Source organism: Polyangium fumosum (genome assembly GCF_005144585.1).
In the GTDB taxonomy this organism is placed as follows: Bacteria; Myxococcota_A; Polyangia; order Polyangiales; family Polyangiaceae; genus Polyangium; species Polyangium fumosum.
Genome location: NZ_SSMQ01000010.1, coordinates 44,184 through 61,539 on the forward strand (window position 1 = coordinate 44,184; position 17,356 = coordinate 61,539).

The 17,356-nt window shown below is 70.7% G+C and carries 15 protein-coding genes; 8 read left to right on the forward strand and 7 right to left on the reverse strand.

Translation table 11 applies throughout. From position 1 onward, the window contains the following. Positions 1 to 38 precede the first annotated feature (38 nt). The gene (locus E8A74_RS11895) at positions 39 to 482 is read left to right on the forward strand and encodes a hypothetical protein (RefSeq protein WP_136929091.1); all 444 of its coding nucleotides are present in this window, start codon (positions 39 to 41) and stop codon (positions 480 to 482) included. Between the two features lie 12 nt (positions 483 to 494). On the opposite strand, the gene E8A74_RS11900 is transcribed toward E8A74_RS11895, so the two are convergent. The 7 genes from E8A74_RS11900 to E8A74_RS11930 form a co-directional block, all read right to left on the reverse strand. Continuing rightward, on the reverse strand, positions 495 to 947 hold the full coding sequence (locus E8A74_RS11900) for a hypothetical protein (RefSeq protein WP_136929092.1): 453 nt from the start codon (positions 945 to 947) through the stop codon (positions 495 to 497). A gap of 39 nt (positions 948 to 986) precedes the next feature. After that, positions 987 to 2,096: an S-(hydroxymethyl)glutathione dehydrogenase/class III alcohol dehydrogenase gene (locus tag E8A74_RS11905; protein WP_136929093.1), complete on the reverse strand. Its 1,110-nt coding sequence runs from the start codon at positions 2,094 to 2,096 to the stop codon at positions 987 to 989. 109 nt (positions 2,097 to 2,205) lie between these two features. Beyond that, positions 2,206 to 5,949, reverse strand: coding sequence for a serine/threonine-protein kinase (locus E8A74_RS11910; RefSeq protein ID WP_136929094.1), 3,744 nt, complete (start codon positions 5,947 to 5,949; stop codon positions 2,206 to 2,208). Positions 5,950 to 6,008: 59 nt separating this feature from the next. Continuing rightward, positions 6,009 to 6,434, reverse strand: a complete 426-nt coding sequence (locus E8A74_RS11915) for a hypothetical protein (RefSeq protein WP_136929095.1) — start codon at positions 6,432 to 6,434, stop codon at positions 6,009 to 6,011. Further along, positions 6,431 to 6,817 carry a hypothetical protein gene (locus E8A74_RS11920; protein WP_136929096.1) on the reverse strand — a complete coding sequence of 129 codons (387 nt, stop codon included), beginning with the start codon at positions 6,815 to 6,817 and terminating at the stop codon, positions 6,431 to 6,433. The genes E8A74_RS11915 and E8A74_RS11920 overlap by 4 nt, the downstream gene beginning before the upstream one ends. After that, positions 6,804 to 7,352: an RNA polymerase sigma factor gene (locus E8A74_RS11925; protein ID WP_136929097.1), complete on the reverse strand. Its 549-nt coding sequence runs from the start codon at positions 7,350 to 7,352 to the stop codon at positions 6,804 to 6,806. The genes E8A74_RS11920 and E8A74_RS11925 overlap by 14 nt, the downstream gene beginning before the upstream one ends. A 12-nt stretch (positions 7,353 to 7,364) precedes the next feature. Further along, a complete protein-coding gene (locus tag E8A74_RS11930; RefSeq protein ID WP_170229062.1) occupies positions 7,365 to 8,456 on the reverse strand; it encodes a Spy/CpxP family protein refolding chaperone in 1,092 nt (363 codons plus the stop codon). 724 nt (positions 8,457 to 9,180) lie between these two features. On the opposite strand from E8A74_RS11930, the gene E8A74_RS11945 reads away from it, so the two are divergent. From E8A74_RS11945 to E8A74_RS11975, 7 genes are all read left to right on the forward strand, one after another. Next, complete coding sequence (locus E8A74_RS11945; protein WP_170229063.1) at positions 9,181 to 10,191, forward strand: AraC family transcriptional regulator; 1,011 nt, start codon at positions 9,181 to 9,183, stop codon at positions 10,189 to 10,191. A gap of 88 nt (positions 10,192 to 10,279) precedes the next feature. Further along, the gene (locus tag E8A74_RS11950) at positions 10,280 to 12,664 is read left to right on the forward strand and encodes an Ig-like domain-containing protein (protein WP_136929101.1); all 2,385 of its coding nucleotides are present in this window, start codon (positions 10,280 to 10,282) and stop codon (positions 12,662 to 12,664) included. Positions 12,665 to 12,706: 42 nt separating this feature from the next. After that, positions 12,707 to 13,264, forward strand: coding sequence for an endonuclease dU (locus E8A74_RS11955; protein ID WP_136929102.1), 558 nt, complete (start codon positions 12,707 to 12,709; stop codon positions 13,262 to 13,264). Positions 13,265 to 13,274: 10 nt separating this feature from the next. Continuing rightward, a complete protein-coding gene (locus tag E8A74_RS11960) occupies positions 13,275 to 13,823 on the forward strand; it encodes a glycine cleavage system transcriptional repressor (protein WP_232379516.1) in 549 nt (182 codons plus the stop codon). Positions 13,824 to 14,222: 399 nt separating this feature from the next. Next, positions 14,223 to 15,245, forward strand: a complete 1,023-nt coding sequence (gene sbnA / locus E8A74_RS11965; protein WP_136929104.1) for a 2,3-diaminopropionate biosynthesis protein SbnA — start codon at positions 14,223 to 14,225, stop codon at positions 15,243 to 15,245. Further along, positions 15,235 to 16,272: a 2,3-diaminopropionate biosynthesis protein SbnB gene (sbnB, locus tag E8A74_RS11970; protein WP_136929105.1), complete on the forward strand. Its 1,038-nt coding sequence runs from the start codon at positions 15,235 to 15,237 to the stop codon at positions 16,270 to 16,272. The genes sbnA and sbnB overlap by 11 nt, the downstream gene beginning before the upstream one ends. Continuing rightward, on the forward strand, positions 16,269 to 17,354 hold the full coding sequence (locus E8A74_RS11975) for an iron-containing redox enzyme family protein (RefSeq protein ID WP_136929106.1): 1,086 nt from the start codon (positions 16,269 to 16,271) through the stop codon (positions 17,352 to 17,354). Before sbnB ends, E8A74_RS11975 begins: the two co-directional genes overlap by 4 nt. Positions 17,355 to 17,356 lie beyond the last annotated feature (2 nt).

The window sequence follows — 17,356 nt, forward strand, 5'->3', positions numbered from 1 at the left end:
GTTGTATGGGCCTTGCACAGGTGGTAGCGTGGCGTACCGTGGTTCTCTTCGATCGGCCGACACCGAGCTGGGACGTGGGCGCGAACTCGGTGCGGCTGGAGCGGCCGGACCTCATCCATGTCGTCTTCCGTGGGCCGAACGAGCTGCAGGACGTCCTGGAAATCCAGCAGATCCTGTTCGCAGTCGGCGACCGCTTCGGCCCCGTCGATTTGCTCCTCGGTCTCGGCGAGCTCGAATCGCTCGGCGCAGGCGCGCGCGGGGCCTGGGCGCGCGTGAGCCGGTCTTATCCCTTTCGGAATGGCTTCGCGTATGGCGCGAGCTTCGGCATTCGCACGCTCGTGCACACCACGCACCGGGCGGGGCGCATCATCTCGCCTGCGTTTTTCCAGTGGGACCTCTCGTTCTTCCCGACCGAGGCCGCCGCCCGCGCCCATATCGAGGCGAAACGCGCCCCGGCGGAGTGCGCCCCCTCGCCTGCGTGAGGAACCCCGGCCTCAACCCGAGGCGGGCGTGAATTCCAGCGTCTCGACGACGACGCGGCCGGGGGCGCGCAGGTCCATCGCGGTGACGGGTTGTTTCTGCGAGACGAGATCGCTGATCTGGCGCCCGATGGGGTCGGACTCGAGGGCGCGATCCGAGAAGACGACGAAGATCTTCACCTTGCCCTCGCGGGGCGGGATTCGAAAGACGTTGCCCGCGATGGGCTCGCCGGCCGGGCAATCGGGCGAGAGCTTGTCTTCGAGCATCGTGAGGTGGCGGATGGGCCCGCCCTCGGCGATGGTAAAGACGAGGCAATAAGGGGGCTGCCCCGCGGCCGGCAGGAGCTCGATCAGGGCCGGGCCTTTCTGGACGAGCGTCACGCGCTGGGACGGCGGCTGCTGCGGCGCCGCCTTCTCGCAACCGGCGAGGGCGAGGAGCGAGGCCAGGGCGAGGATGGATCCCCTCATGCGCGAGGGTCTACCCCGCCCCGGCCGCGGACGCAAAGATCAGAATGTGACGACAGTCCGGATCGACTTGCCCGAGTGCATGAGATCGAACGACTCGTTGATCTTGTCGATCGGGAGCACGTACGTGATCAGGTCGTCGATGTTGATCTTCTTGTCCATGTACCAGTCGACGATCTTCGGGACATCCGTGCGCCCGCGGGCGCCGCCGAACGCGCTGCCCTTCCAGACGCGGCCCGTGACGAGCTGGAACGGGCGCGTCGCGATCTCCTGGCCCGCGGCGGCCACGCCGATGATGACGCTGACGCCCCAGCCCTTGTGGCAACATTCGAGCGCCTGGCGCATCACCGACACGCTGCCGACGCATTCGAAGGAGTAATCGGCGCCGCCGTCCGTGAGGTTCACGAGGTACGGCACGAGGTCGCCCTGCACCTCGCTCGGATTGACGAAATGGGTCATCCCGAACTTCTCGCCCATCTCCTTGCGCGCCGGGTTCAGGTCGACGCCGACGATCATGTTCGCGCCGGCCATCTTCGCGCCCTGAATGACGTTCAGGCCGATGCCGCCGAGGCCGAACACCACGACGTTGTCGCCGGGCTGGACCTTCGCCGTGTAAATGACCGCGCCCAGGCCCGTGGTCACGCCGCAGCCGATGTAACAGACCTTGTCGAACGGCGCGTCCTCGCGGATCTTCGCGACGGAGATCTCGGGCAATACGGTGTAATTCGCGAACGTGGACGTCCCCATGTAATGGTACACGGGCTCTTTGCCAATCTTGAAGCGGCTCGTGCCGTCCGGCATGACGCCTTTGCCCTGCGTCGCGCGGATGGCCTGGCAGAGGTTCGTCTTGCGCGAGAGGCAGAATTTGCACTGGCGGCATTCCGGCGTGTAGAGCGGAATGACGTGATCGCCCTTCTTGACGCTCTTCACCCCCGGGCCGACGTCGACGACGACGCCCGCGCCCTCATGCCCCAGAATCGAGGGGAAGATGCCCTCGGAGTCCTTGCCCGAGAGCGTGTAATCGTCGGTATGGCAAACACCGGTCGCCTTGATCTCGACGAGGACCTCCCCTTCCTTGGGGCCCTCCAGATCAACTTCCTCGATGCTCAGCGGCGCGTTGGGTCGGTGCGCAACCGCGGCTTTGATCTTCATGGTCTCGTCCTCCGGCCTCGAACAACGCGGGGCTTCCGGGCGCCCGCGCGCGCATCGTAGCGACGGGGACTTTCGCCGTCACACGAAAAATTGTCGCGGATAACCCCGCTCACGCGCTCGTGTCGTCCTCGAGCGAAGCACTTTCGGCCACGCCCCACGCGCGCGCGAGCTCCACGGTGCGCGCGTTCTCCGGTACCGCTTCGAGAAACCACGCACGCCAGAGCGGATCCCGAATCTTCGCGGCGCGGCCTTCGAGGCGCTCGTACGCCGAGACGATCGCCTCACGCGCCTCGGCCTCGAGCCCGAGCGAAGCGAGCGCCTCGGCGCGCACGAGGCGCACGAGCGACTCGCCCTCCTCGATGCCGCCGAGCGATTCGAGCAGGCGCATGGCCTCGTCCGCAGGGCCGAGCGCCGCGCGCGCGTCGCCGCGGAAAATCGCGATCTGCCCGAGCACGGCGAGCGCATGCGCGCGGACCGGCGGGTGCGCGGCGAGGAGGTCGATCGCGGCGCGGACCTCCGCCTCGGCCGCGGCGAGATCCCGGCCGGCGAGGCGAATCATGCCGAGGTAGAGGCGCGCATAGCCCTCGACGCGGCGGTCGCCCTGGCGCGTGGACGTCGTGAGCGCCTCGCGCGCAAACACCTGGGCCGCGGCGAGCTGGCCCTGCCGCGCCAAGGCGAGCGCGAGGTTCAGCTTGGCGTGCGCGACGAGCGCGCCGAGGCCGAGGCGCTCGGCCTGCGCGAGCGCGTCCCGCAAGGACGCCTCGGCCCGCGCATAATCGCCGAGCTCGTTCGTCGCAGAGCCGACGTTCGCCCGCTGGACGCAGGCGTTGCGCAGGTCGCCGACCTCCTCGAAGCGCACGGCGGCGGCCTCGAACTCGCGCACGCTCGTGCCCGCGTCGCCCGCGAAGAGCGCCCGGAACGCGCGGGCGCGGTGCACGGAGGCGGCGACCTCGGGGTCGACAGCGACGACGCGCCGGTCGAGGGTGTGGGGGTTTGGGGGCGTAGCTCGGCTTGTCCGAGCGGAGCCCCCAAGCTCGGGGAGCGCTTGAAACATGGCCTCGGCGTGGTCGTGGTGGCCGGCCATGAGGAGCTGGAGCGCCGCGCGCGCGACGGCGATGACGTGCGGGGCGCCGGACTCGCCCTCGGCCCCGAGCGCCGAGAGCGCCTCGAAGACATCCACGAGCGCGGCGTCGTCGCCGAGGTTGCCCGCCGCGAGCACGACCTCGCCCGCGGCGCTGTACCAGAGCGGGCTGCCGACCGGAAGCAGGCCGAGCACGTCGTGCCCAGCTTCGAGCGCAGCCCGATGCTCGCCTTTCCATTTGCGGGCCTGCGATTCAAAGAGCCGGAGCGCGCCCCGAACCTCGCCCGCCGGGGCCGCCGCGAGGCCCCGCGACACCCACGCGAGCACCGCGTCGAAATCACTCGCCTCGAAGGCCGCCTCGGCCGCGAGGCCCGCCCACGGCACGGCCCGATCGAGCGCGCCCGCGCGGCTGAAATGCTCGGCGAGGACAGCCGGCTCGGCGTCCCCCGCGCGTTCAAGCCACGCGCCGACCGCGAGGTGCAGCCGCGCGCGCTCCGCGTCGTCGAGCGAGGCATACGCGACCTCGCGGACGATCACGTGCCGGAAGGCGTGCTCGTCGCCCCACGGTGTGCGCCCCCCGCGGCGCACGACGAGCTCGGCCGCGGTGAGCTCGGCGAGGGCCTTGCGCTCGGCTTGCCACGGCTCGGCGGCCGCGCGCGGGGAGGCGCCGGGCAAGACCGAGAGCAAAGCGCCGGACCAGAAGCGCATGCCGAAGACACTCGCAGCGCGGAGGAGGCGCTGCGCGTCGGGCGAAAGGGAGGCGATGGCGCGGCCGACGAGCTCGGGCGTCGGGCCGGAAGGGATGTCCGCGCCCGCGCGCACCCTACGCGTCAGGAGCTCCAGGCGAAGCGGGCTGCCAAGGCCCCGCTGCACGATCCGCGTGACGATCGCGGGCTCCGCGGCCTCGCCGAGGCCATGCCGGACGATGGCGTGCGCCGCGTCGGAGAGCAGGGGCGCGAGCGGCAAGGTGCGCGCGCGGCCGGCCGCGAAGGACGGGGGCGCGTCCGTGACGAGCAGGAAAAACGGGCGCGACGCGAGGCTCGCCAGCGCGCCTTCGAAGAGGCCGATGCTCGCCGCATCGGCGCGGGCGAGGTCTTCGAGCACGACGAGCACGGGCCGCGCGTCGCACTCGGCGGCGAGCCAGTCCTCGAACGCGCGGCGGACGTGATCGCCCATGAGCCGCGCGTCCTGCCGCGCCGCGCGGAGCGGCACGCTCGTGTCGTCGGGGAAAGGCACGTCCGTGAGCTCGCCGAGGAACTCGACGACGCGGCCCGCCGACGCGGGCGGGAGGTGCCGCGCGAGGCGATCGAGGAGTTTGTCGCGCCGGACGGAGAGCGCATCCCCGGGGCCGAGGCCGGCGGCGTTGCGGACGAGCTCGGCGGCGAGGGCGAAGGCGGCGCCCTCGGCGAGCGGCGCGGCCTCGGCGGTGAAGACGGAGACGGGGCGGACGATGCCCTCGGCGTCGAGCAGGCCGCCGCGCAGATCGAGGGCGCGGACGACCTCGGCGACGAGGCGGGATTTGCCGACGCCCGGCTCACCCGTGACCACGAGCGCCGCGGGGGGGCTCCGCCCCGCTGCGCGTGGCTGCGCCCCGAACCCCCCGACAACCGCGCCAAACGCGCGCAACACCTCGTCGATCTCGCGCTCGCGACCGACACACGGCGAGGGCCGGCCGAGGAGCGTATGCGGGACGAGCGCAGGGTCGTCCTCGGAGCCGGCGAGCGCGAGGGAAGCGCCGGGCAAGACCACCGTGTGCGGGGCCCCGGCCGAGGCGCTCTGGCGATACCAGGCATCGAGGGGCAACGTCGACGCGCCGTCGCCGGGCCGCCGGGCCGCGTCCACGGTGGGCACCTCGTCGGGGAGCCCGACGCCCGTGACCTCGAAGAGATCCTCGATCGGCGTCGCCGCGCCGAGGCGATGGAGGGGCACGCCGCCCTGGACCCAGGCCGTCTCGGCGTCGTCGAGCATGGCGATCTCGACGGCGACGGCCGCGCCGTCGGCGGGCCGGTGCGAGGGCTCGTGCGAGAGCATGCGCGCGATGACCTCGTCGAGCGCGGCGGGGGTGTCGGGACGAACGTCGGCCGGGCGCGGCGGCTCGGGCGCGAGCATCTTGGAGAGCAGCACCATGAGGTGCTCGGCCTCGAAGACCGGCCGCCCCGCGAGGCACTCATAGAGCACACACCCGAGCGCAAACACGTCGGCGCGAGGATCGACCGTGCGCGCGCCGAGGGCCTGCTCGGGGGCCATGTAGCCCGGGGTTCCGAGCAGGATGCCCGTACGCGTCGCGGGCCGCGTGGCCTGGGGGCGCGCGATGCCGAAGTCGAGGATCTTCACCCGGCCGATGTCGCGATCCGGGAGGAAGAGGTTGCTCGGCTTGATGTCGCGGTGGACGACGCCACGCGCATGGGCCGCGCCGAGGGCCTCGGCGACACGCACGCCGAGGGTGAGGGTCTCGGCGATGGAGAGGGGGCCCCGCTTCAAGCGCTGCGCGAGGTCCTCGCCTTCGAGCCACTCCATCGCCAGGAAGAGCTCCCCGGAGGGCGCGGCGCCATGCGCGACGTACCGGACGATCCCCGGGTGATCGAGTTCGGCGAGGACGTAGCTCTCCCGCGCGAAGTGGCCGGCAAACGGAGCCCCCGCGGCGTGCAAGACCTTGAGCGCGACCCGCGCGCCCGTCGCGTGATCGAGCGCGCGATACACCTCGGCCATGCCGCCCGCGCTGGCGAGCCGCTCGATGGCAAAACGGCCGCCGAAGAGCTCGGCCGGGGTCACGAGCGCAGCCTAACGCCTGGGTGTGGGGCCCGTAAAGAACGCGGTCGGTTTTGCGCGGCTCACTCGGGCGGCGGGCCCGGCGGAGGCTCCGGCGGCGGCGGGAACGGGCCGTGGGGCCTTCGCTTGCGCTTGTCGTTGAACTCCTGGAAGCGCACGCGCTGGGAGGCGTCGAGGACCTCGATGATTCGATCGTCGGTGCTCTTGCGCAGCGATTCGAATCCGTCGCGACAAGGCTTCATCGTGCGCTCGAGCTCGCCGTCGGTCTCGCGGAAGATGGCCTCGACCTTGGTCACTTGATCGGCCGTGAGGTCGAGGTGCCGGCGCATCGACTCGACACGCAGGTGCGTGCGGACCTCGCCCGGCGGGCCGCCGAAGCGCGAGCGGAGATCCTGGAGCATGTAGGCGCGCATCGCGCCCGCGCCGGCGACGCCGCCGAGCACGAACACACCCGCGAGCACGAAGGCGGGGAGCAGGCGGGACTTCATTCGTATACCTCGACGGAGGCCACGGACTCGAGGACGGCCGAGTCGTAGCCTGTCTCGGCCGTGCGCGACAGCCAGAGACCGAGGACCGCAGCCGCCGCGGCGCCGACCAGCGCGAACCGGCCAAAGCGAACGACGCCGGACGACCACGGCGGTTCGGCCGGACGCGCGCCGCGAGCGGCGCCGATCGCGCTCATCACGGACGGGACGAAATCATCGCTCGGAGCGAGATCCGAGGTGTCCCGTGTGATTCGCGCGAGGCGATCGTCCGGCGGGACGATCGCGCGGAGCACGGCGTCGGTGAGATCGTCCGTCGGACGCAGATCGTCCGTGGCGCGGGCGAGTGCTGCGAGATGCGAAAGCGGATCTTGTTCACGCTCGACCATCGGACACCTCCCCCGCCTCGGTCTTCGTGCGTAACGCGGCCCTCGCTCGCACGAGGCGCTGTTCGAGCGCCCCCTCGCTGCATCCGAGCGCCTCGGCGGCCTCCTTCGCCGAGAGCCCCTCCACGGTCACGAGCACGAGGGCCGCTCGATCTTGTGGCTGGAGGGCCTTGAGCATCACGTCGAGCTCGTTCAAGGCGACGCGCGCCTCGGCGCGGACGAGCCCGTCGAAGCGGGGCTCGCCCGTCTCCTCGGCGGGGCGCTCGCGCCGCTTGCGAAGGAGGTCGACGCACGCGTTCGTCACGATCCGGTAGAGCCAGGTCTCGATCTTGGCGCGGCCGTCGTAACGACCTTCCGAGAGGGCACGGAAGGCGCTGGAGTAAGCGTCCTGCAGCGCGTCCTCGGCGTCGGCGAGGTTGCCGACGAGGCGCGCCGCGAGCCGGTAGAGCGGCACGCGCGTGTGGTCGACGATGGGCCGGAAGGCGGCCACGTCCCCACCCGCCACACGCGCTGCGACGAGCCTCAGATCGACGGACATGCGTGCCGGACTCTACCGCGAGGACGGCGCCTGCGTCTCGCCGTGTTCGCGCCCGCCCCGCTTGCCGCGGAAATGCGGGGGCATCTGCGGGCCTTCCTCGATGCGCTGCGCGAGCGTGCTGCGCTGCTCGGCGTCGAGCACCGGCACGATGGCCCCGAGCGCCTTCACGAGGTGATCACCACCCATCGGCGGCCGCATGTCCTTCGAGGGCAGGAGCGCCTCGGCGTCGAACTTCTCGCCGCGGAACGAATCGAACCCTGCCTTCATGCGGGCGCGCATCTCCTCGTGCTTCTTCGCCCACGCCTCCCGATCCATCCCCTCGGGCTTGTCGGCCTTCTCGGGCCGCGAGGCCTCGAGCGCCGTCTTGATCGCCGCGCGTTGCTCGTCGCGGAGCTCGAGCCCGTGCAGGAAGAAGCCCATCGGCCCGTGCTCCCCGCGCGGCCCGTGCATCGCGCCCTCGGGTCCACGCGGCCCGCGCTCGCCGTCCTCCGGTCCACGCGGCCCGCGCCTCGCGCCCTCGGGGCCGCGCGGCCCGCGCTCGCCGTCCTCGGGACCTCCGCGCCGCGCGTGCTTCATGCCTTCGGGGCCGTGCTTCATGCCGTCCGGCCCGTGCTTCGCCATCCGCTCCTCGATGTTCGCCACGAGCGCCGCGCGCTGGGCCGGCGTGAGCGTCGCGTGCAGCGTGCCGAGGGCCTTCACGACGGCCGCGCGGCGCTCGCTCGCGATCTTGTCCACGTCGCCGAGCTTCGCCTTGACGGCGGCCTCGTCGATCTTGCCGGCGCGCACGCCGTCGGCGAGCGCCTTGTGGAACGCCTTCCGGTCGGCTTCGTGCGTGTCGCCGAGGGTGGAAAGCGCGCCCTCGATCGTCTTGCGCTGCTCGGCCGTGAGGTCGTCGAGCTCGTGGAGCGCCGTGACGAGCAGCTCGCCGCCGCCGTGGTGCCGACCGAACTTCCCGCCGTGCCCCTGCGGGCCGACCTGGGCCTCCTGCGAGGCCTCCGAGGCCGAAGCGACCTCTTCGTCCGGGCTCGCCGACGCGCAACCGCCCAGGGCGAGGGCAAGGGCGAAGGTAAGGGGCGCGAAGCTCTTCAGGGTACGGGTGAACATGATGGTCTCTCCTCGGCCTCGCTCGTGTTGCATCAGCGAGGTCTCGATCCAACTGACGGGGCGAGCCGGGCGATCCCTACGCGGGGACGATCTTTTTCGCTTGGGTGGCGAGGGCGGCGTCGTGTTCCGCAACGGCGGGGTCGTGTTCCGCAACGGCGGGGTCGTGTTCCGCAACGGCGGGGTCGTGTTCCGCAACGGCGGGGTCGTGTTCCGCAACGGCGGGGTCGTGTTCCGCAACGGCGGGGTCGCTCGCGCCAAGGGCACAGCCTCTCGCGCCAAGGGCGGGGTCGCTCGCGCCAAGGGCACAACCTCTCGCGCCAAGGGCACAGCCTCTCGCGCCAAGGGCGGGGTCGCTCGCGCCAAGGGCGGGGTCGCTCGCGCCAAGGGCACAACCTCTCGCGCCAAGGGCACAACCTCTCGCGCCAAGGGCACAGCCCCTCGCGCCAAGGGCGGGGTCGCTCGCGCCAAGGGCACAGCCCCTCGCGCCAAGGGCACAACCTCTCGCGCCAAGGGCACAGCCTCTCGCGCCAAGGGCACCCTGCCTCGCCGCAAGGACAACGTGGCTCGCAACAAAGGCACCATGGCTCGCAACAAAGGCACCATGGCTCGCGCCAAGGACACGACCTCTCGCGCCAAGGGCACCCTGCCTCGCTGCGAGGGCAAGGCGGCTTTCGTTCCGGCTATAGTCGGCGCAGCGATGCCTGCGCGTGCCCTCGTACGACCCATGCGGTCCCAGATCGTCGGTCCGATCTTGGCGCATCTCCGCAGCCTCGGCGTCGATCCGTCCCCGCTCATCGAGGCGTTCGGTCTCCCGCCCGGCGCCGAGACCGCGCCCGACGTCGTCCTGCCGCTCGCGAAGCTCTACGCGTTCCTCGACGAGGCCGGGCGCCTCTCGAACGATCCGTTCCTCGGCGTGCACGTCGCCGCGCAGCTCGAGCGCGGCACCTACGACCTCCTGGAGTTCAGTTGCCTGAGCGCGCCGACCGTGCGCGAGGCCCTCGTCCGCATCGCTCGGTACACGGCGCTGCTCAACGATCTCGTCGTGGTGACCTTCGAGGAGCGAGGCGGCGTGGGGCTCCTCCAGCAGCGCATCCCCGGCGCGCCCTTGTGCCTCGGTCGCCACGCGAACGAGTGCTTCGTGGTCCTCGTCCTGCTCCGAACCCGCGCGCTCTCGGGCGCCTCTGTCGTGCCGGAGCGCGCGTGGTTCGGCCACCCCGCCCCCCGGGATACCTCGGCGCTCGCCGACACGCTGGGGACGCAACGTCTCTCGTTCGACGCGGGCGCGACGGGGCTCGCGCTGCCCGGCGCGGCGCTCGATCTCCCGCTCGTGACATCGGATCCGCGGCTGCTCTCGGTCCTCGATCGCCACGCCGAGCGCTCCCGCGTGGCGCGCGAACGGCCGCACGACTTTGTCGGGGAGGTGCGGCAACGCGTGTTCGAGAAGCTGCGCGGCGGCGCGCCCGAGCTCGAGGAGGTGGCGCGTGCGCTCTCCATGAGCCCGCGCACGCTCCAGCGCCGGTTGACGGAGGAGGGCACGACGTTCCAGGAGCTCGTCGACGGGCTGCGGCGGGAACTCGGCGGCGCGTACGTCCGCGATACGGAGATGCCACTCGCGGAGATCGCGGAAGCGCTGGGGTACCAGGAGACGGGCGCGTTCCTGCGCGCCTTCAAGCGCTGGTACGGCGTCGCGGCGAGCCAGATGCGCGGCGCGCGCGCTCGCTCTGGCGCGCCCTGATCTCATTTCTGGCGTCCGCGGGTCTCGCGTGAATCGGAGGGGCAATGGGAGGATCCCCCCGTCATCCCCCCTTTTCACGAGGAGCCTCATGCAGAACCGCGTTGCAATCTTCCTTTTCACCGTCGCGAGCCTCGCGGGCGGCGCCGGATGTGACGGCGACGCGTCCACGCCGAGCGGGAGCGCCGGCAGTGGAACAGGCGGACAGGGCGGACAAGGCGGCATGGGCCCCGGCGGCATGGGTCCCGGTGGCGCTGGCGGCGAGGGCGGCATGGGCCCCGGCGGCATGGGCCCCGGCGGCATGGGACCCGGCGGCATGGGACCCGGCGGCGCTGGCGGCGAGGGCGGCATGGGCCCCGGCGGCATGGGCCCCGGCGGCATGGGCCCCGGCGGCGCTGGCGGCGAGGGCGGCGAGGGCGGCATGGGCGGCGCCGGCGGCGCCGGGGGGATGGCCGGCTCGGGCGGAAGCGGAGGCGCGGGCGGAAGCGGAGGCGCGGGCGGAAGCGGAGGCATGGGCGGCATGGGCGGCGCCGGTGGCTCGGGTGGCGCGGGCGGCGGCAACCCGATGTGCGTGACCGCGGCCGATTGCCCCTCGCCCGGCACCCCGTGCGCCGTGGCCACCTGCGAGGCCGGCGCGTGTGGCACTTCCTTCGTGGCCGCGGGGACACCCATCCCGACACAGCAGGCCGGCGATTGCCGCGTCGAGCAATGCGACGGCGCGGGCCACACCACGAGCGCGGTCGACGCCAGCGACACGCCGAACGACGGGAACGTCTGCACGAGCGACCAGTGCGACGCGGGCGTCCCCGCGCACCCGCCCCTGCCCGTGGACACGGCCTGCAACCAGAATGGCGGACAGCGCTGCGACGGCAGCGGGGCGTGCGTCGAATGCAACACCGGCGCGCAATGCACGAGCGGCGTGTGCATGGGTCACGTCTGCCAGCCGGCGAGCTGCGGCGACGGCGTGAAGAACGGAGCGGAGACGGACGTCGATTGCGGCGGCGCGACCTGTTTGCCCTGCGCCTCGGGGAAGGCCTGCCTCATGGCGGCCGATTGCCAGACCGCCGCGTGCATCGACGGCCTTTGCCTGGCGCCCTCGGTCGTGAGCACCACGCCGGCTGACGCCGCGACGGGCGTGGCCGCGGGCGCGACGGTGGCCGTGACGTTCAGCATGCCCATGAACCCGGCGACGCTCGGCGCGCAGACGGACATCGGCCCCTGCACGGGCGCGATCCAGCTCTCGACCGACGATTTCGCCACGTGCCTGAGCTTCGCCGCCCAGGCGCCCACGATGTCCGGCGGCGGCACGGTCGCGACGCTCGTCCCGGCGCCGGCGCTCTCGTACGGCACGACGTACAAGCTGCGCGTGACCACGGCGGCCCAGGACCCGTATGGGAATGCCCTCGGCGCGGCGTTCGCGCTGGTGGCGGGCTTCTCGACCGGCGCGCCGCCGCCTTCGTGCATCGGCTCCGTCGTGGTAAGCCAGGTCTATGGTTATGGGGGCGAGTTCGGTGCGACGTACTTGAACGATTTCATCGAGCTGCACAACCGTGGCAAGACGCCGGTGACCATGCCCGAGTGGTCGCTGCTCTTCGCGTCCGGAAACGGGCTCTTCAACTCGGGGTCGTACCTGACCAACAAGACGATTCCGCCCGGCGGTTATTTCTTGATCCAGGAAGGTTCGGGCATCGGAAGTTATGGCACCTGGCTCCCGGTGCCAGCGGACATCGTGAACTACGCCTCGGTCTACGGCGGCTCCGGCAAGGTGGCGCTCATGAGCAGCTACACGCAGGTGAGCGGCGATTGCCCCCTTGACAACACGTCGCTCATCGATTTCATCGGCTATGGGTCCCCGAGTTGCTACGAGTACGAGGACGAAGACGACTATACACCCGGGCCCTACACGCCCGATCCGAAAAAATCGCTCTTCCGCGTCGACGACGGTTGCACCGACACGAACAACAACGAGGCCGACTTCGTGGTCGGCAACGTCGCCCCGCGGAGCAGCTTCGGCGCGGCCCACATCTGCGAGTGCGGCGCCGAAGACGCGACCGTCAACGAGTCGGACCTGCCCGAAGAGATCGACTACTGCAACCTGCAATTCCCGCTGTCCGTCACCGTGGCCGCCGGCCAGACGACGCCGCTCGTCTACGGCCGCGTGTACGAGGCCGACATCACGAATCTGGCCGGCGCCAATGCCACGGTGAAGGCGGAGATCGGGTACGGGCCCGCCAACGTCAACCCGACGAGCCAGAGCGGCTGGCAGTGGTTCCCGGCCTCGTTCAACCAGCAATACGGCAATGACGACGAGTACAAGGGCTCGTTCACCGCCCCGGCCGCGGGCACCTACCGCTACACGTATCGCGTGAGCCTCGACGGCGGGCGCTGGACCTACTGCGACATGGACGGCGCGGGCTCCAATCCGGGCCTCCGATTCGACCCGGCCAAGCTCCCGGTCCTCACCGTCACGCCCTGAGACGGTTGACATCTCGAACGACTTGACCCTCCCCTCGGGCCCATGAGCCCCTTCTCCCACGTCATCGGCGTCGACGACGCGCCCTTCCCGCGCGCGCACCGCGGCGACGTGCCGATCGTGGGCGTGGCGTTCGCCGGGACCCGCCTCGAAGGCGTGCTCTCCTCCAAGGTCCGGCGCGACGGCGCGAACGCCACGGACGCCCTCGTCTCGATGATCAGCCGTTCGCGGTTCGCCGCGCATACACGGCTCGTGATGATGGAAGGCATCGCGCTCGCCGGCTTCAACGTGGTCGACCTGCACGCGCTCGCCGAGCGGCTCGGCATGGCCGTGCTGGTCGTGTCGAAGCGAGCGCCGAACGTCCCGGCCGTGCGGCACGCGCTGCTCGAAAAGGTCCCGGGCGGCGCTCGCAAATGGAAGCTCATCGAGAAAGCCGGGCCCATGGAGCCGTGCGCCGACCTCTTCATCCAGCGCGCGGGGCTCCGCATGGAAGAGGCCACCGCGGTGATCCGGCGGCTCGCCGTCCACGGGCGCCTCCCCGAGCCCGTCCGGGTCGCGCACCTCGTTGCGAGCGCGCTCGCGGTCCCGGGCTCGATTGACTAGGATGCGCCGCATGACGCAACAAGACGTGTACGTGGTCCTGTCCTGCCTGGGACCCGATCGGCCGGGCCTCGTCGCGGAGGTGACGGAGTACCTCACCAAGCACGGGGGCAACGTGGAGGACAGCCGCATGGCCATCCTCGGCGCCGAGTTCGGCATCCTGCTGCTCGCCTCGGGCGCCCCCGAGACCGTGGACGCCATCGAGAAGGACCTCGGCGACCTCCAGAAGAGCACCGGCCTCACCGTGGTCGCGCGCCGGACGAAGGCACCCGAGGAGCACCGCCGCGCGCCCACGATCCCCTGCGTCGTGACGGCCGAGGCGCTCGATCACGAGGGCATCGTACGCGCCGTCGCCCGGGCGCTCGCCCACGCAGGCGTGAACATCGTGTCGCTCGAGGCCACGGCGTACGCCGCGCCCGTCACCGGATCGCAGCTCTTCCGCATGGAAGCGCGCATCGACGTGCCCCAGTCGGTCGGCGTGAGCAAGGTACGCAAGGCGATGGACGTGGTCGCCGAGGAGCAAAACTTGGAGATCGAGGTGCGCTCGCTCATCAAGTCCTAGGTGGCTGGTGTTTTTCGCAGCGGACACGCTACCTGCAGCGCGGCCGCTGCGTGAACATGCGCTAGCTGTGGTGGTCGCGGCTCGAAAAACACCAGCCACCTAGAGCGCCGCTTGCCTTGTGCCCCGTTCGGGCCTGCACCCACGCCTCCGTCCGGTCCAGGTCCAGCGGTCGGTCCGCACATTCACGCACACCGACAGCTCCGGGATCTCTGCGCTCTCGGGGCCGATGACCCGACGCTCCTTCCTTTGCTCGGTCGCGCAACCGCTTGCAACTTCGGGGGCGCCGCGCAGCTCCCAATCCACGCAAATCGCTGAACTTCGCGAGGTCGCGCGTTGGTACGCGGCCTGCTCACGGCGTCCGTGGGTCGCGTGGAAGGGGCCCAACGCAAGGAGAAGAGCGTGCTCGCCAGATCTCCGCTGGAGCTGCGGTTCAGCGACGTATTCGTCGTCCTCTCGGATTTCCTGCCGCACACCGCGGTCAACCTGAAGATCGAGGGCTTCAACCTCGGGGGATCCATCAAGATGAAGCCAGCCCTTTCGATGATCGAATCGCTGGAGCAGCAAGGGCTCCTCGGCCCCGGTCGCCGCGTCATCGAGAGTTCGTCCGGGAATCTCGGGCTCGCGCTCGCCGTGGTCTGCGCCGTCAAGGGTCATCCCTTCACGTGCGTCAGCGATCCCAATATGTCGCCCCAGACCGAGCGGCTCATCCGCAGCTACGGGGCCGACGTCGTGATCGTTCGGCAGCGTGATCCCAATGGCGGCTTCCTCGCTTCGCGCATCGCGCTCATTCGCTCCATGGTGTCGAGCAACCCGGACCTCGTCTGGGTCAACCAATACGCGAACCTCGAGAACCCCGGCGCGCACCTGCGCTCCACGGGGCCGGAGATCCTCGCCCAGTTCCCCGCGCCCGACCTCGTCTTCGTCGGCGCCGGCACCACGGGCACCCTCGGCGGCGTGTCGTGGTATCTGCGCAAGCATTCGCCGAGGACGCGCATCATCGCCGTGGACAGCGCAGGATCCGTCACCTTCGGCGGCCCGCCCGGGAAGCGGCACATCCCCGGCCTCGGGACGAGCCGCAAGCCGGAGATCGCCTTGCTGGCCGATTTCGACGCCGTCGAGCTCGTGCCGGAGCCGGATACCGTCCTGATGTGCCGTAAGCTCGCGCGGCGCGGCCTGCTGCTCGGCGGCTCGACCGGCACCGTGCTGTCCGCGGTCCTGCGCTGGCGCGACAGGATCCCCGACGGCGCTTGCGTGGTCGCGATCTCGCCGGATCTCGGCGACCATTACACCGATACGATCTACGACGACGCCTGGGTCGCCGAGCGTTATCCCGGCCTGCTCGCGCGCCTGGTCGACAGCGAGCCGTCTCGGGCCATTTTCGACAGGAGCTTCGCAGCCCCGGAGAAGTGTCATGCTGGATGACCGGTTCTCCTTCTCCGTCGTCACCGGCGCCGTGGTCGACCGGGTGCTTCGCCGCGATCTCGGGGCGACCGTCCCGTGGGTCTCGGACGCCTATCTGGCCCACGCCGCCGGCGAATGCACCAATCCGCCGAGCCAGTTCCTGCGCTTCCCCGACCGACCGGAGGCCCGGATCATCGCCCTGCCAGCGGATGTGCAGGCGGACGTGCAGACGAGCGGCATCAAATGGATCGCCAGCTATCCGGGCAACCTCGCCCGAGGGCTCCCGCGCGCGTCGGCCGTGCTGGTCCTCAACCGCCGGGACACCGGCTACCCCTTCGCGGTGATGGAGGCATCCCTCATCAGCGCCGCGCGCACCGCGGCGTCGGCCACGATCGGCGCGGAGCAGCTCGGCCCACCCGGCAGGCGCGCGGCCGCAATTGGCTTCCTCGGGTGCGGCCTGATCGCGAGGTACATCCTCGATGTCATGTTCGCGCGCGGCTGGCAGTTCGGCTTCGTGGGCGCTCACGACGTGCGCGGCGAGCAAGCCGACGCGTTCCTGCGCCACGCCGCGGTCGGCCACGCCGGGGGCACGTGGAGGGCGTCCACGCCGGAGGAGCTGATCCGGAGGAGTGATCTCGTCGTCTTCGCGACGACCTCGAGCGAGCCGTACATCACCGACCCGCGAATCTTCGCGCACCGGCCACTCGTGCTGCACATCTCGCTCCGCGACCTAGCGCCCGAGATCATCCTCGGGGCGAACAACATCGTCGACGACGTCGAGCACTGCTTGAAGGCGGGCACGTCCGTCCACCTCACCGAGCAGCGCACGGGGCAGCGCTCCTTCATCCACGGGACCATCGCCCAGGTCCTTCGTGGTGAAATCGCCCTCGACCGCGACAACCCCACCATTTACTCGCCTTTCGGCATGGGCATGCTCGACGTCGTTGTGGGCAAACACGTCTACGACGAGGCGCAGGAGGCCGGGGAGCTCATCGAAATCGCCGACTTCTTCACGGCTGGCCGCGCGGGCGAGAGGAGGCTCGTATGATTCGCCTCGAGACCCTCGCCGCCGACGTGACCGAGCTCCAGGGCCACGACTGGCCGCCGGTCGCTCCCTTCGAAAAACTCGCCGCGCAGCTCGATATGTTTCTCGGGCTCGACATGCATCAACAAAAAGACCAACTCGCTGCGCTGCGCGGCAACGCGGACGCATACGGGGCGTTCCTGCACGGATCCCTCGGGACCCTGTACGCCTACGTCCTCGGCTACCGCGACAGTCCGCTCTTCCTCGCCACCGACGACGCGGTCGAGGCGAGGCTCCACGGAGCCAAGATCGTCCTGGAGCGCGAGATGCTGGAGCATTTCCTCGCCCCGCCGCCGCCGCCCGCGCTCCCCGGTCGGGCGGCGAAGCTCGATTACCTCGAGCACCTGGCCATGAACAACCCCGGCGTCCACGATCCGTTCTTCGATTTCGTGGCCGATCGCGCGACGCGCCCGGCCCTCCGCGAGTTTCTGCGCTGCGAGGTGACGCGCAACGAGGTCGTCGACGACGAGGTGGCCTTGCTCTCCGTCGGATTGCAGGGAACGCTCAAAAAGGTGACCGCCTCCAACCTGTGGGACGAATGCGGCAATGGCAACCTCGTCAACTTCCACACCTACTGGTTGCGCCGGCTCCTCGAGCGAACCACCGACTGGAATGGGATCCTGCGCTGGCGCGCGGAGGAGGGGCCCTGGTTTTCGCGTATCTCGTCGAACAGCTTCAACATGCTCCTGACCCGCCCCGGCTATACCTACCGCGCGTATGGCTCGTTCCTGATCACGGAAGCCTGGGTCGAGCCTCACTTCGAGCGGATCCTCGCCGGGCTCGCGCGGTGCGCCCTCGATCATCCGGACATCGCCGTATATTTCAGCCGGCACGTTCGCATCGATCCGCACCACACGGCCGAGATGATCGCGGCGCTGCGCGCGCAGCGGCCAGAACTCTCCGAGCGCGCCCTGGACGAGGTGATCCTCGGCGCCCATGTTGCAATCGCCGCGGGCACCCTCATGTACCGGAGGTTACACGAGCACCTTGCCTCGGATCGCGTGGCGGCCCACGGTGAAAGCGCACCGCACGACCCGCGGACGTGACG